Source organism: Myroides odoratus (assembly GCF_001549985.1).
Classification (GTDB): Bacteria; Bacteroidota; Bacteroidia; order Flavobacteriales; family Flavobacteriaceae; genus Flavobacterium; species Flavobacterium odoratum_A.
In genome coordinates, this window is the sequence record NZ_LROZ01000003.1 from 17651 (window position 1) to 34049 (window position 16399).

7 protein-coding genes are annotated in these 16399 nt (G+C 35.4%); 5 read left to right on the forward strand and 2 right to left on the reverse strand.

The window, feature by feature from the left end; all coding sequences use genetic code 11:
- Window positions 1-115: 115 nt before the first annotated feature.
- Together AWV75_RS04675 and AWV75_RS04680 are read left to right on the forward strand one after the other, a co-directional pair.
- Window positions 116-1120 (forward strand): hypothetical protein, encoded by a 1005-nt coding sequence (locus AWV75_RS04675; RefSeq protein WP_060873276.1) that lies wholly within the window; start codon window positions 116-118, stop codon window positions 1118-1120.
- Window positions 1080-3380: a tetratricopeptide repeat protein gene (locus AWV75_RS04680; RefSeq protein WP_060873277.1), complete on the forward strand. Its 2301-nt coding sequence runs from the start codon at window positions 1080-1082 to the stop codon at window positions 3378-3380. The genes AWV75_RS04675 and AWV75_RS04680 overlap by 41 nt, the downstream gene beginning before the upstream one ends.
- A 74-nt stretch (window positions 3381-3454) precedes the next feature.
- Here the strand turns inward: AWV75_RS04680 and AWV75_RS04685 are convergent, their stop codons facing one another.
- A complete protein-coding gene (locus AWV75_RS04685; RefSeq protein WP_060873278.1) occupies window positions 3455-3685 on the reverse strand; it encodes a hypothetical protein in 231 nt (76 codons plus the stop codon).
- A 554-nt stretch (window positions 3686-4239) separates the two neighbouring features.
- Here AWV75_RS04685 and AWV75_RS04695 point away from each other — a divergent pair.
- From AWV75_RS04695 to AWV75_RS04705, 3 genes are all read left to right on the forward strand, one after another.
- Window positions 4240-9342, forward strand: coding sequence for a translocation/assembly module TamB domain-containing protein (locus tag AWV75_RS04695; protein WP_060873280.1), 5103 nt, complete (start codon window positions 4240-4242; stop codon window positions 9340-9342).
- Window positions 9320-11635, forward strand: coding sequence for a translocation and assembly module lipoprotein TamL (gene tamL / locus AWV75_RS04700; protein ID WP_060873281.1), 2316 nt, complete (start codon window positions 9320-9322; stop codon window positions 11633-11635). The genes AWV75_RS04695 and tamL overlap by 23 nt, the downstream gene beginning before the upstream one ends.
- Window positions 11636-12063: 428 nt before the next feature.
- A complete protein-coding gene (locus tag AWV75_RS04705; RefSeq protein ID WP_060873282.1) occupies window positions 12064-13452 on the forward strand; it encodes a sigma-54-dependent transcriptional regulator in 1389 nt (462 codons plus the stop codon).
- A gap of 70 nt (window positions 13453-13522) precedes the next feature.
- On the opposite strand, the gene AWV75_RS04710 is transcribed toward AWV75_RS04705, so the two are convergent.
- Entirely contained in the window at window positions 13523-16351 is a 2829-nt protein-coding gene (locus AWV75_RS04710; RefSeq protein WP_060873283.1) for an FAD-binding and (Fe-S)-binding domain-containing protein, read from the reverse strand.
- Window positions 16352-16399: the final 48 nt, after the last annotated feature.

The window sequence follows — 16399 nt, forward strand, 5'->3', positions numbered from 1 at the left end:
ATTGTATCTCTCCCAAAAAAATAGTAGGAGTGTACTAGGTGTGAATACATTCTTATCTGTACATTTGCTACAAGAAGGAGGCCTTGTTTCAAGGTATGAAAACTTCGTTAAAGCTATGAGAAAAATTATTTTAGGGATGCTGCTTATGCTGTGTGCGTCCTGTATGAATACCTCCTCCAATACAAATCCCAAGCTTTCGTTTTACTATTGGAAGACTACTTTCTCTTTGGATCAAGTAGAAAAAGAGGCATTAACCAATTTGAATGTTAGTAAGCTGTATATTCGATATTTTGATATTGGATTGAAAAATGGAACGGCTATTCCTATTACGCCTATAGTATTTAAGGAAGTTGTACCATTACTGGAAGTGGTTCCCGTTATTTATATTAAAAATGAAGTGGTTCTTAGTGAGCAATTAGAGGTGAAAAAATTAGCGAATCAAATCGTGGATTTTGTCACGCAAATTAATGAACACAACAATATTGACAGTCAAGAAATCCAAATCGACTGCGATTGGACGTTAAATAGCAAAGAGCGTTTTTTTGCTTTAATTGATCAATTGCACAAGGAGACGGAAATGAAAATATCAGCCACGATCCGTTTGCATCAGGTTAAATACGCATCGAAAACTGGAATTCCCAATGTAGATCGCGGAGTATTGATGTATTATAACATGGGACGTATTGCTTCCGATTCTTTAAACTCAATATACGATCGTGAAATTGCTCAAAAATACATTGGTGGATTACGCGATTACCCCTTGCAGTTGGATTATGCCTTGCCTATTTATTCCTGGGTGGTTCACAGCAGAGATAATCAAGTGATTCGCCTAATCAGTCGTTTGCGAACCGCGGATTTAGCCCAACAACCAAGCGTAAAACAGCAGCAGGCAAATCAATTTGTCGTTACACAAGAAATGGAGGCATTTGGATTTGTATTTCAGCCTGGTGATGTATTAAAGGTTGAAAGTATCTCAGCCGATCAACTCAAAGAAATGACGACAGATTTGTATCGAGCTAGTGGTACATGTCCTAAAGAAATAATATTATACGACTTAAACTCAAAAAACATCAATTACTATGATCAAGAAATCTTTAAAGAAATGGTACGTTGTAAGTAGTCTTACCGCTTTGCTGGGAACAGGTATTTATACGTATGGTTGTGCTGATGGCTGGTGGAGCTATTCAAGTATCTCCAATTTTACGCCAGAAGCCTTTGCAGATGATTCTTATAAACCTTTATTTTTTGCTCCTTATGATCGTTTTTATAACGGTGGATACATGGACAATAGCTCAATGTTTAACGACAATATTGTAGCAGAATGGACTACCTATTTACAAGGGAAATTGGAGCAAGCTGAAGTGGAGAAATACTTGTTGTCTAGTCAAGAAAATGCAGCAGAAATCGATCAATTATACGCGAACTTAAAAGGGAAAAAGTTGACAACTTGGAACTTAAAAGATGAGCGCATTCAAAATTTTGTTACTTTTTTATACCAGGCCAAAGCAATAGAGACTTACTCCAATGATACATATAGCTATTGGAATTATGAATCACACGTAGCGACTGTGATGGATGAAAATCAAGCTGATAAAGTAGAAAAAGTATATAAAAATCTGAAGAGTAAGGATGCATTTTATACTAATAGAATGTGGTTTCAAGTAATGAAAGCCAAGTTCTATTCAACGAATCGAGCAAGTGTGATTGCTTTTTTTAATGAAAGTGCAGCAAAACAGCCAAAGAATACCTTGTACTATAGAGGATTAGGATATGTGGCGGGAGCTTATTATCAAGCAGGAGATTATGATCAATCTAACGCTTTATACGCTGAGATTTTTAATGCAAGTCCTACCTTACGTCAAGTGGCTTTATACAACTATAAACCTAGAGAAACAGAAAGTGTAAGGGCACTCGCTCAGACTATTCCAACTAAAGATGTACAAGCTGCTTTATGGGCAATGCAAGGATATTACGGCAATGCAATGGATGCGTTAAAAGAAGTTGTTGCGGTAGATAGCAAAAGTCCACATGCAAACTTTTTATTAACGCGTTGGGTAAATGAACAAGAAGCTTCCGTTTTGAAATTCAGAGAGGAGTCCTTCAAAACGAGCAAAGAATACTTTGGAAGTTTAAAGAAAAAAATTGATCAACCTGGATTAGATTGGGTAAAGAAAATAGCAAAAGAAGAAAAAGTAGATAACCCTGCTTTATGGTATATGGCTAGTGGTTATTTAGCTATTTTTCAAGGACAGTATAAAGAAGCTGATGAGGCTTTTGTAAAGGCAAAAAAAGAAGCAAAGGGAAATACTTTAGTTGAAAATCAAATTCGACTATTTGGATTGATTAATCAAGTCTCTCAAATCAAGAAAGTAGATGCCAAAGCCGAACAAACCATCTTAGCAGATATGCAATGGATTTACAACGAGATTATACCAAAGGCCAATTGGGAAGATCCATTTCGTTATGATTATGCCTTGCATTGGGTTCGTCAGTATTTAGCTGCTATTTATGCAGAACAAGGAAATAACGTAATGAGCGAAATTATGTATTCAAATCTGGATTTTTATGGCAATGTAGAGCATACTGTGAAAATGGAGCAATTCTTACTTGCTACTAAAAAGACCAAGTTTGAACAACTGATGGTGGATAAATATCAATATAACCTGAGTGATATTTATGAAAGAAGAGCAATTAACTTGTTTTACCAAGATAAAATTGACCAAGCCATCGTAGAAATGAAAAAGGCAGAACCGATTACAGCAACGTATGAGTATAGTGGAGAGCCTTATGTGAAAACCTATAAAAATACAGAATTACTCGGAAATCCATTCAATGGTAAGATTCAAGATTGTAATGATTGTGATCATATGGCGAAACAGAGCGTGAAATATACCAAATTGAGTTTCTTAGAAAAAATAAAGGAAATGCAAGATAAGATTGCGCAAGGAGAAGATGTCTTTAACAATGCATTATTAGTAGGAAATGCTTTTTACAACGGAACATACTACGGAAATGCACGTGTATTTTATTACAATGCCTTAGTCAATGAATACGGAAATTTCATTTCTCCTTCAGAGCGAAAGTATTTGTTGAATATGGGATTGGCAAAGAAATATTATGCCTTAGCTAAAAAAGCAGCGACTACAAAAGAACAAAAAGCTAAAATGGCTTATTTAGAAGCAAAGGTAGAGCGCAATGAGTTTTATGCCAATAAATATCAAAATAAAGAGTATTATTGGGGAGCAGGATGGGATGATCCGATGTTTAAAAAATGGAAGGGATTCCAAGAATTAGCAACGTTGTACAGTGATACTAAATACTATCAAGATGTACTCAATGAATGTGGTTATTTCAAAACCTATCTAGAAAAAAATCAGTAATAGAAACAAAAAAATCCAGAACCTAGGTTCTGGATTTTTATTTGTAATTTTTTGATAAAACCTGTGTCAATCGATTAATTGCAAACAATATTCATCGATGTAAGGCGGAAATTTCTTAGAAATGCTTCTGGCGCACTTTCTAGTTTCTCTAATTGATACTTAGATAAAATGAAGTTAGTAATAACCCAATTTTTTGTATCATACAGCATAATTAGAAGCTCCTCATGCAATTGTTGAGAGGAAAGTTGAGCCATGTTTTGTTGTTTCTGCTCAATTCCTTGTTGATTGAAAAATAATTTTTTCATTTTTGGCTACTTTTTAAGAACGACAATCAATTTTTGTAAGGGGCTTTAATAGAATTAAATTGTAAGCGTTGTTTTGTTAGTGTAAAAATACTAAAAATAATTTTATTTTTAACTTAAAATCGTTAAAAACTGTATTTTGTTTCTTTTTATTTGAAATAGAATATATTTTTTTTGAAAAAATGTATCATTTAATCCTTGATGATTACTGTGTTTTTTAGTCGTTTTTCTTCTAAAAAAGAAAACGAAAAAAATAACATTTTTTTCGTTTTCTCACTAATTATTTCCCTATTTGGTATCTTTTTTTATGCTGTAAAAGGGACAAAAAGAAGAATAAAAGGGGAGGAAGGTGATTTATTTTTTAAAAAAAAGATAGTGGACGTCTTTTAATCAACATGAAAAAAAACAATTCCTTGAGCCTGAATTTTTTAAAAGAGAAAATAATTTAATTTTTTCACTATAATAAGCACTAAAAAGAATACTATTTGTGAAATATTAGTTATTTGTATCCTGATATGCAGGATGTTTTTGTTATTTTTGAGTAAAAATAAAAGACTTTGAAGAAACTACTTGTTAAAATAGGTAAAATAGTGGGTTGGATTGTGTTTTCAATCCTCGTTTTACTGATACTTTTAATTGTATTAGTGCAAATACCTTCTATTCAAAATGCAATAAAGGATAAAGCGATATCGTTTGTTGAAAATAAAATTGGTACCCCTGTTCAGTTGGATCGGATTGCCATTTCATTCCCGAAAAAAATAGTAGTCAAAGGACTATATCTAGAATCTCAAGAAAAAGATACTTTAGTTTATGTTAATCATTTAGGTGTAGATATTGGTTTATGGGGATTATTGAATAATCAAGTCAATATCAATGCCATTGATTTGGATGGAGTAAGAGCTACTATTCAAAGAGATACTTTACAGCGTTTTAACTTTGATTATATTATAGAGGCGTTTGCTTCAGAAGATGAAAAAGAAGATACGCCTTCTACCATGGCTATTTCCGTAGGTCAAATCAATCTTAGTTCAATTGCACTTAAATTTGATGATGAATATGATGGACATCATGTTGATTTTAAACTCAACCAATTTGTTACTCGATTTAGAGATTTTGATTTAGATCAGATGCGATTTGCCCTACCCGTCATTTCTTCAGATGGATTAGATTTGGTATACCGCCAAGACAAGCCCTTTGGTGAACGAGAAATGCCACAAGTACAAGAACCCAAGGAAGAACCTGAGAAAGGGGAAACAACGCCATCAAAACCAATTGATCTTACTATTGGGGTTGTCGAATTGACGAAAACCAAAATTGATTACCAAAGTGTAGAAGATTATATTCAAGCTTTTTTATCCTTGGATGAGTTCAAGGTGGCTTTAAATAAATTAAATTTAGAAAAGCAACAGATAGACATTGAGGATATTACATGGAATAAAACAGTAGCGAATGTTCGATTTTTGCCGCGTAAAGTAGTACCTGAAACTACTTCAACACCTGCTGTTACTAGTGATACTTTGACTACAGATGCACCTGCGAAACTAGTGTGGAATCTAGCAATTAGAAATTTAGGCATCAAAGATTTTAATGCGAAATATGATGACGATAATCACAAGCGAACGCCAGAAGGGATAGATGCCAATCATATCGGAATTCAATCGTTAAACTTTAGTTTAAAAGATTTTCAATATACCGATGCAGGTTTGAACGGAAACTTACAGCAATTTTCTTTTAAAGAACAAAGTGGATTTACAGTAGACAATATAAAAGCTTATTTTCAATATGGCCAACAAGCGTCTTTTGTAAAAAACCTTAGTATAGAAACACCCAATACTCAGTTTCATACAACTGCGGTATTCAATTACAATAGCCTAGATAAATTACAAGATGAATTAGGGCAACTATCAACTGATGTGGTTATTTCAAATTCACATTTGGGATTGAAGGATGCTTATCTACTTCTGCCTGATGTTTTTAAAGCGAATGGATTAACAAAATTAAACCAAGAGAAAATTAAAGTAGAATTAATTGCTAAGGGATTAGTTAATGACTTGAATATTGAGAAGTTATACGTCAATATGTTAGGGTCTACCTTTTTAAATGCAGAAGGGAAAGTTCGAAATTTACCAGATGTTGCAAAAGCCTATATTGATGTGACAATTAAAGATTTTCAAACATCTGCGAAGGATATCAAACTCATCGCTCCTCCAAAAACAGTACCAGATAATATCGAAATCCCAGCTTTAATTAGTTTTACCGGAAAAGCAAAAGGAACACAACAAGACATAGCGAGTACGTTTAAATTAAAAACGAGTTTAGGATCTATTGATTTTGATGGTTCTTTTGATCAACGTGTAAAGAATAAAGAAAAATATCAAGCTAATATAGCAGTAGATAAACTGAATGTAGGTCGTTTAATTAAAAATGATTCGATTGGTAGTTTAAGTATGCAAGCGAAAATAGATGGAGTGAGTTTTGAACCATCAAAGGCGCAAGCAAAAGCATTTATAAAATTAGACCAAGCGGAGTACAACGGGTATACTTATAAGGATATTCAATTGGATGGAGCGCTGTCTAATGGGCAATATGCAGTAACAACACATAATGCTGACCCAAATCTTGATTTTGATTTAGAAGCTACAGGAACATGGACTAATCAAGCGTTAAGTTTAGAGTTACTAGCTGATTTAAAGAAGATTGATTTGTATCAACTTCATTTGAATCAAGAACCCTCTACAGTTTCAGGTCGTGTGGAAGTGGCTATGCCTAATATCTTACCAGATAGTTTGGTGGGAAGTGCAACAATTAGCGACTTAAGCTTCAATGCCTTAAGTCGATCATTTAGATTGCAACCGATTCAATTCACAGCAGAAGCAGAAGCTTCTCATCGCAAGATGAACCTAACTTCTCAAGTAGTGGATTTCGACATGGAAGGGGATTATCTCTTGACGCAATTGGGAGATGCAATTACGCAGACCATAAACAAGTACTACAAGATTAGTCCAACGGATAAAAAAGAAGAAGTTAAATCCAAAGAAAAAGAAATACAAAAAGCAACGGAAAAAGCGCCAGTAAAACAGCAATATTTCACTTATCAGTTGCGTGTTAAAAATGATCCTATTTTTCAAAAAATAGTACCTGAGTTAAAGGAAATACAGCCTATTGTGTTGGGAGGAGTCTACAGACAAAAGGACGATTATTTGACGTTGAAAGGAGAAATTCCAGCGGTAGAATATGGAGATATAACCGTGGAGGCTATTACCTTGGATGTGCATCCAAATGCTTCTGCTTTGGAATATAAATTGGCGATTAAGAGTATTTCTAATGCTTCTTTTAGTATTAGACGTATGGTTTTAGATGGATTTGCTAAGGATAATTTGCTTGATTTTAATTTTAAACTATTAGATAAAGAAGATAAGACTTGCTACCTGATTGGTGCAGAGCTACTTGCGGAGGAAACGCAGCAACAGTTGCACATGAAAGAAGGGAGTTTTATTCTAGATTATACGCCTTGGACGGTTAACCCTGCGAATCGTATTGTATTTGGAGATAAAGGGTTTTATGCGAGGGATTTCGAATTAGGCTACCAAAAAAGCCTCATTCGCTTGGCTTCAGAAGAAGAAAAAATGAATAGCCCATTGGCCGTGAATTTTGAGAATTTTAGTATTGAAGCGATAACGAAGATGATTCAGAAGGATAAGTTATTAGCTGGGGGTACAATCAATGGCGAAATTCACCTCAAAGATTTAACATCCGATTTTCGATTTGTTTCTGATATCGATATTACAGATTTAGCGGTATATGAAATTGGATTAGGGAATCTGCATATTGGGGTATCTAACCAATCCTTGAGTCAGTATGCTGCTAATATTGTTTTAGAAGGAAAAGAAAATAAAATCAGATTATTTGGTGTAACAGATGTAGACCAACAAAGTTTAGATTTAAAATTAGCAATAGATAAATTCCAATTGGAGGCGCTAGAGCATTTCAGTATGGGGAACTTGAGTAATGCGCAAGGGTATTTGTCTGGACAAATAGCGCTAGGTGGAAAATATGATAAGCCAACGATTTTAGGTGGACTCGATTTCAACTCCATTGGTTTCCATGTCAATCCAATTAATGCAGATTTTAAAGATATCAATGAAAAAATAGCATTTACAGCGCGAGGTATTGAATTGGATAAATTCAGTGTAACAGATTCAGGGGGTAATTTACTTGTTATTGATGGACAAATCCTTACTCAAACCTATACCGATTTTAAATTTAATTTAGATATTAAAGCTGTCGATTTCCAAGCAATCAACTCAACAGTGAAAGATAATGATATGTACTATGGAACCTTGCTTTTTGATTCTAATCTCAAAATTAGAGGTGATTTAAATACCCCTAAAGTAACGGGACAAATTAGCATTGGTAAAAAGACCGATTTCACTATGGTTATGCCTCAGGAAGATCCAGCTATTGCAGATCGAGAGGGAATTGTAGAGTTTATTGATGAAGAGAGTCTACGACAAGCAGAACTGTTGAAATACCAAGATGATTTTAATCAATCCACCTTGAAAGGACTGGATGTTTCGGTATCCATCATTGTAGATAAAGAAGCTACTTTTACCATGATTATGGATAAGAGTAGTGGAGATAAAATTGTACTGAAAGGAGAAGGAGATATTGTTGGTGGAATTGATCAATCAGGAAAAGTTTCCTTGACAGGACGTTATGAGTTTTCAGAGGGATCTTATGATTTATCATTTAATTTCTTGAAGCGTAAATTCCTAGTTGAAAAAGGAAGTTCCATTACCTTTGCGGGAGATCCAACGGATGCAATCCTTAACTTAACGGCTATTTACGAAACAAAAACAGCTCCAATTGATTTACTACAAAATCAATTGGCAGCACTTTCGCCAACTCAACAAAATATGTATAAACAACAGTTGCCTTTCCAAGCGTTGTTAATGATGAAAGGTGAATTGTTGAAACCTGAAATTTCATTTGACATTCGACTGAAAGATGGGGTTACAAGTGCTTCAGGAGATGTGATTTCCAATACAAAATCAAGATTAGAGCAGATTAGAGCCAATGAATCTGAATTGAATAAACAAGTATTTGCCTTGTTATTATTGAATCATTTTATAGGGGATAATCCTTTTGAAAGTAGCATGGGAGGATTAAGTGCAGGAACAATGGCACGTCAAAGTGTAAACCGATTATTGTCGGATCAATTGAATAACCTTGCCAGTAACTTGATTCAAGGGGTAGAGTTAAACTTTAATTTAGAATCAACGGAAGATTTTTCATCTGGTTCGAGAGAAAATAGAACGGATTTAAATGTTGCTGTTTCGAAGCGTTTGTTTTCAGATCGTTTGAAAGTAACCGTTGGAAGTAGTTTTGAAGTAGAAGGAAATCAACGCCAAAATGAACAAGCGGCAAATATAGCAGGAGATATTGAGCTAGAGTATGCCTTATCTAAAGATGGCCGTTATTTAATGCGTGTCTATCGCAAAAACCAATACGAAGTAGCTCTGCAAGGACAGGTGATAGAAACGGGAGTAGGTTTTATTATTACCATGAGTTATGAGCATTTTAGAGAATTGTTTGAACGCTCTAAAGACAAAAGACAATTGAAAAAACAGATAAGAGATGAAGCTAAAAAAGAAGAATAGTGTCCTATTATTGACCATAACTGGAATTGCAGGATTCTTTATAAGCTCATGTAGTTCCACGAAATACATTCCAGAGGATGATGCCTTGTACACCAAAGGTATTGTTGAATTAGAAGAAACGGAACTAGGGAAATCCAAGCAAAAAGAAATTGAAGAATCTCTGGAATCGCTCTTGCGCCCAGAACCGAATAGTTCTTTCTTAGGATTTCGTCCCAAATTATTTTTTTACAATTTAGGTGGAAATCCGACAAAAACTAATAAGGTTAGACGTTGGATGCGCAATTCTCTTGGTGAGCCTCCCGTGCTTTTCAGTCAAGTAGATTTGGAACACAATCGTGCCATTTTGGTCAATCGAATGGAAAACGATGGGTATTTTAATGTTCGCGTGAAGGCGGATACACTCAAAGTAAGTGAAAAGAAAAAAGCAGCTCAATATACCATTGTACCAGGAACGCAGTTTACAATTAATGAAGTCACGTTTTTGAATGATTCAACTCCGTTACAACAAGCTATTTACGATGCAGGAAATCGATGGACCAGGTTAAGAAAAGACAGACCCTATAATCTGGAACAGATTAAAGAAGAACGCGTTCGATTTGATAATTATGTGAAAAATAAGGGATACTATTATTTTAGTCCCAATAACTTGTTAGTGCAAGTCGATAGTACAGTAGGAAACCATAAAGTTAATCTATTTGTCAAAGTAAAAGAAGATACGCCTGTATTGGCTACGAAAGCATATACCATTAATAAGGTCTATATTTTCTCTGATTATTCTTTGGCTGATACGGATATTAAACGCGATATAAAAACGGCTCAAACCTATAAAGGATTTGAAATTATTGATCCTAAAAATAAATTTAAACCGAGTATCTATGATCGCACGGTTTATTTGGAAGAAGGCGAACTCTATAATCGAAATGACCACAATTTATCCTTGAATCGCTTGGTTAACCTAGGGGTTTTTAAATATGTAAAAAACCAGTTTGAATTAGCAGATACAGTCAATAATAAATTAGATGTTTACTATTTTCTAACGCCAGATAATCCGAAGTCTATTCGATTAGAGTTGTTGGGAAAAACAAACTCAGCCAGCTATAGTGGAGCGGAGCTAAACGTAAACTGGAGTCATAAAAACTTCTTGAAAGGAGCAGAATTGTTTTCTGTATCGGCTTATGGAGGAGCTGATTTCCAGATGTCTTCTAAAAACAAAGGATATAATGTCTATAAAGCTGGATTGGAAGCGAGCCTTACTTGGCCTCGTTTAATAGCTCCAGGTAATTTTCATTCGTCTAGTGGATACATTCCACGTACCAAAGCAACTATAGGAGGGGAGTATTTAGAACGCAGTCAGTTGTATTCGTTGACTTCTTTCAAAGGTTCGTGGGGATATATGTGGAAGGAAAATGTAAGGAAAGAACATCATTTTAATGTGTTAGAAGTAAATTATGTAACTCCACAAAATGTAACGGATTTATATCGAGAAACAGCTGCAGGAAATCCTTCACTAGAAAGGGTGTTGGATAAGCAATTGATTTTTGGACCAACTTATACCTATACGTATACCAATACCATGAATCAATACAAGAAAAATACCATCTATTATCGCGGAGGATTGGATTTTTCTGGTAATATTACAGGATTAATCATGGGAGCGGATGTGGATAAGGATAAAGAAAAATCAATCTTAGGTGTACCCTTTAGTCAATATGTAAAAACAGAACATGATTTTAGACATTACTTAAGGTTGAGTAAAACCTCTCAATTGGTAAGTCGCATCCATGCAGGAATTGGTTATGCTTACGGAAATTCTAAGAATTTACCTTATACCAAACAGTTTTATGTGGGAGGATCAAATAGTATACGTGCATTTAGAGCACGTACCTTAGGGCCTGGAAGTTTTGATCCTAGTTCATTTGATGCTAAGTTTATTCCAGATCAGTCTGGAGATATGTTGTTGGAGTTCAATTTAGAATATCGTAAAAAATTAGTGAGTATCATTCACGGAGCTTTGTTTATTGATGGTGGAAATATTTGGAACCTCAATGAAGTATCCGATAGACCAGGAGGAAAGATATCGGGCGATTTCTATAAAGAAATAGCCTTAGGTGCAGGAGCAGGGCTTCGCTTTGATATTACATTTTTGGTTGTTCGTTTTGATTTTGCCTTCCCGCTTCGTGTGCCTTATAATGAGCCAGGAGAACGTTGGGTGGTAAAAGATATTAATTTTGGAAGTGGAAGATGGAGAAAAGACAACCTCATGTTTAACCTGGCAATTGGGTATCCATTCTAGTGTTTGGGGAATATCTACCCACTTTGTGATGGGGATTTTACTGGAATGGCATACGGATAAAAAAAAGAATACTGTCTTAAGTAGTTGATAGATAATGAATTATTTGATTTTAGAGTAAATTTGTATTTTTGGCACGCTTTTTTCTATATACTATAGCGTAAGGTGTTATACAAAAAAACAAATAAGTTGAGGAATCAACTTTAATTGCTAGAAAAAGAAAATTAAGTGTTTGTTTTAAAGAAATTTTATTACCAAACGAGGTAATAGGTTAGATCGTTAGTAAGGTGAAGAAGAGAAATCTTCAGGTAAATAGGGAGCTTAGGCTCCCTTTTACTGTTTATAGGAGGTTAAAGTTTTACTACATGTTAGTTTCTACAAAATAATTATATTAAATTTGTCTTTAGCCCTAAAATAAAGACGGATAGAATATGAGTCATAAAGTTCTTGTTATAGACGATGATGTACCATTTTGCGAAATGTTGAAAGCCTTTTTGACTAAGAAAGGTTTTGTTGTTATGAACGCCTTTAATTCCTTGGATGCAAAGAAAGCAATAGATGATACTTGTTACGATATTGTATTAACGGATGTTAGACTCCCAGATAGCGATGGAATAGAACTGCTGAAATACATCAAAGAAAAGTGTATCACTTCCCAAGTTATTTTAATGACAGGGTATACTGAAATCAAAACGGCTGTGAATGCCATGAAATTAGGTGCCTTTGATTATGTAGCTAAACCCATTAATCCAGATGAAATTGTTTTAACAATAAAACAAGCGCTAGATAAGAAAAGCAAAGGAGAAGATGCGGTAAAACACGAAACATCAAAATCAACTTCTATTGACGTATCTACGGATGAAATTACATCAGAAGAATATGTAAAAGGAGATAGCAAAGTATCTTCACAATTACAAGAATATATCGAATTGGTAGCACCAACGAATATGTCTGTTTTGATTATTGGGGATAGTGGTACAGGAAAAGAAAATATAGCGCATTCAATTCACTTATTAAGTAAGCGCAGTAAAAAACCATATATTGCTGTAGACTGTGGTGCAATTCCTAAAGATTTAGCTTCTAGTGAGTTCTTTGGTCATATTAAAGGATCTTTTACAGGGGCAGTTACAGATAAAATAGGACACTTTGAAGCAGCAAATGGAGGAACTATTTTCTTAGACGAGGTCGGAAATCTTTCTTATGAGGTGCAAATACAGCTTTTGCGTGCCTTACAAGAGAGAAAAGTAAAACCTGTTGGTAGTAGTACAGAAATTGATGTAGATATTCGCGTTATTGCTGCAACAAACGAAGATTTACCTAAAGCAGTAAGAGAAGGGGAATTCAGAGAAGATTTATATCATCGTTTAAATGAATTTGGCATTGTTGCTCCTCGCTTAACAGATAGAGGAAGTGATGTACTTTCATTCGCTAAGCACTTTTTAAAACATTCTAACCAAGAGTTAGAAAAGGGGGTAAAAGGATTTTCTAGTGAAGTAGAACGTATTTTCTTGACCTATGATTGGCCAGGAAATTTACGTGAAATGAAAAATATTATCAAACGTTCAGTTTTATTAACGAAAGGAGATTATATTGAAAAAGAGGTATTACCAGATGAAATGTTCGCTCCTAAACCCATTGTTTCGGATACTCCAAATGAAGAAGAAAGAGATTTAAAATTATTCTCTTCGCGCAATGAAGAACAAGCCATACGTACAGCCTTAGAAAAGGTGAAGTTTAATAAAACGAAAGCGGCACAATTGCTGGGGATTGACAGAAAAACATTATACAATAAAATGAAACTTTATGATATAGAGTTATAAATAAAAAGGCATCTAAAATCGATTAGATGCCTTTTTTTGTAAACAATTTTATGTAGTAAAGTAAAACACACTATTTTCTCGTTACTTCTTCAATCAAATAAAAAATAGATTTGAAGCTTCGATGGCTATGTGCTGTTAAACCAATTTCACAAGTTCGACTGGTAGAAAATCCGTCTGAACAAGTGGAAGGTATTTGTTGCTCAATTGTTCGAGTTCCATGTTGATTCAATTCAGGAAAGGTAAATCCACGATCACCTGCAAACCCACAACAGTTACTGTCAATATAGTTTACTTTTTTAGCACATTGTTTAGCAATATCTAGTAATTTTTCTTCTAAACCTAATTTTTTAACAGAACAAACTGGGAAGAGGGTTATTTCTTCTCGCGGATGAGTAATGGACAAGTCAGGAAGCACAAAATCTAGCATGAATTCAATCGGATCGTAAAACTGAAAAGCTCCCGCTGCGTGATGGTCATGGTAGGTATAATGACACGGACTCATATCGAATAAAATAGGATAGGTGCCATTTTCAGAAGCGGCTAACAATGCGGCTTCTAGTGCTGTGGACTTTTGTAGCCCTTCTTCTTGAAATCCTTTACTGCTAAAAGGCATACCACAACATAGATTGGCGATGTTATCAGGATAAATGACTTCATAACCCGCGCGTGCCAATAGTAAAACTGTCAAATCTTTTAAATCTAATTCATCTGAGGCATAGTCTTTTGATTTACCCATCGTTCGATTGATACAAGAAGGAAAATAGACTACTTTTCGCTTGTTTGGTTTGGTTTCAACTGTTGGTTTTATTGTTGTTTGGGTTCCAGTTGGCATGGCTGGATTCCATTGCGGAATTCGATTATTACTCCAAGTTCTCATTTTAGTGGATAAGCGCAACATATTGCGATTGCCCAAGGTATTTTGAAAGAAACGAACAAATTTTAAGCTGTAACGTCCTAATTGAGTAACGCGGTCTAGATGTTCTACAAAATACAGGGCGTCTTGGTGATTTTTAGCCGTTAGGTGAGACGAACGCCAACTTTTGACATATTGTCCTGTGTCAATCTTAACCGGGCAAGCAATCGCGCATAAACCATCGGTGGCACACGTATCATCTACAAAGTATTGCGCTTGCTTGTGGAGTTGTTCTACTAAAAAAGGATTTTCTCCCGTTTGTTCTAGACGTGCAATTTCTCTCCCGATGACAATACGTTGACGAGGCGATAAGGTCAACCCTTCTGACACACAGTGTGATTCACAAAACCCACATTCAATACATTTATCCACTAGAGGATGGGTCGCTGGTGTAGCTTTTAGATTTTCTAAGTGAACATTTGTATTGGCATTGATAATCACTCCTGGATTGATGACCTTGTGAGGATCAAAGATATGTTTAATGCGAAGCATCAAGGCATACGCTTGTGCTCCCCATTCTTTTTCTACAAAAGGTGCCATATTACGACCTGTACCATGTTCTGCTTTCAGTGAACCATCAAATCGGTGTACCACTAAATGGGCGAGCTCGTCCATTAGATTGGCATAGCGTTGAATGGAGGCTGCTGTACTAAAATCTTGAGAAAAAACCAAGTGCAGATTACCTTCTAGAGCATGGCCAAATAAAACGGCATCTTCATATTGATACTTGGCAAAGAGCTGTTGTAGCGCGATACTGGCTTCAGCCAAATGCTCCAACGGAAAAGCAACATCTTCAATGATACAAGTTGTTCCTGTTGCTCGAAGTGCTCCAGTGGTTGGTAATAAACCATTGCGAGCTTTCCAATTAAAGGCATATTCTTTAGGATCAGAGGTAAATACAAAAGGAGCTAAGGTAGAAATAGAAGCCATGGCTTGTTGGACTTCGTTTTGCTTTTGCTCTAATTCTTCCTGATTATTCGCTTGAACTTCTACGAGTAATAAACAAGCGGTAGCAGGAAGTGTTTTAAAATATGCCGGAGCTTGTGGTTCATTTTCAATGGAGCGAATGCTGTTTCGGTCTAATAGTTCTACCGCAGCCACAGGGCTCTTCTTTAAAAAGGGTACAGCTTGACAAGCGGTTGTGATAGAATCAAAAACCATCAACGTACAGGCCTTTTTTTTGAAATTGATGACCGTGTTATACGTAATAGTAGAAATAAAGGCAAGTGTTCCTTCAGAACCAATCATTAAGTGTTTGATAATATCAAATGGATCTTGATAATCAATAAAGGCATTTAAGCTGTAACCTGTTGTATTTTTAATTTTATACTTGCGTTTGATGCGTTCGTATAGGATTGAATCTTGTTGTATTTCGCTGTGAATGGCTTGAATTTCAGCTAGTATTTCTGGATGTTTGGCTGTAAATTCCTGTTTACTATTAGGATCGGCGGTATCCAATATTGTTCCGTCATAAAAAACAAGGCGGATGTCAGCTAGGGTGTTGTAGGAATTTTGTGCGGTTCCACAACACATTCCACTAGCATTATTCGCGGCAATTCCACCAATCATGGCGGCATTGAGTGAACCAGGATCCGGACCTATTTTACGCCCATAAGGCGCAAGTAGGATATTAGCCCTTCCTCCAATGATACCCGGTTGAAAAGTGGCGCGTAAACCGTTGTCTTCAATGTTATATCCCTTCCAATGATGTGTAGCTATCAATAGGATAGAATCTGTTATGGCTTGTCCAGATAAACTCGTTCCTGCAGCACGATAGGTGATAGGTAATTGATGTTGATGGGCTAAAGCAATTACGTGAATGGCTTCTGCTTCATCTTTTACTTCTACCACTATTTGAGGATTTAAACGATAAAAACTCGCGTCTGTGCCGTAAGCAATCGTTTGAATAGGGTCTGTAATAATTTGCTGAGTAGGGAGAAATAGCTCCAGTTCTCGTGCAAAAGATGCATAGTTTTCTGATAGCATAACCGTATAGTTTATAAGCAGAAAGTTACGATAAAATTGAAAGAGATA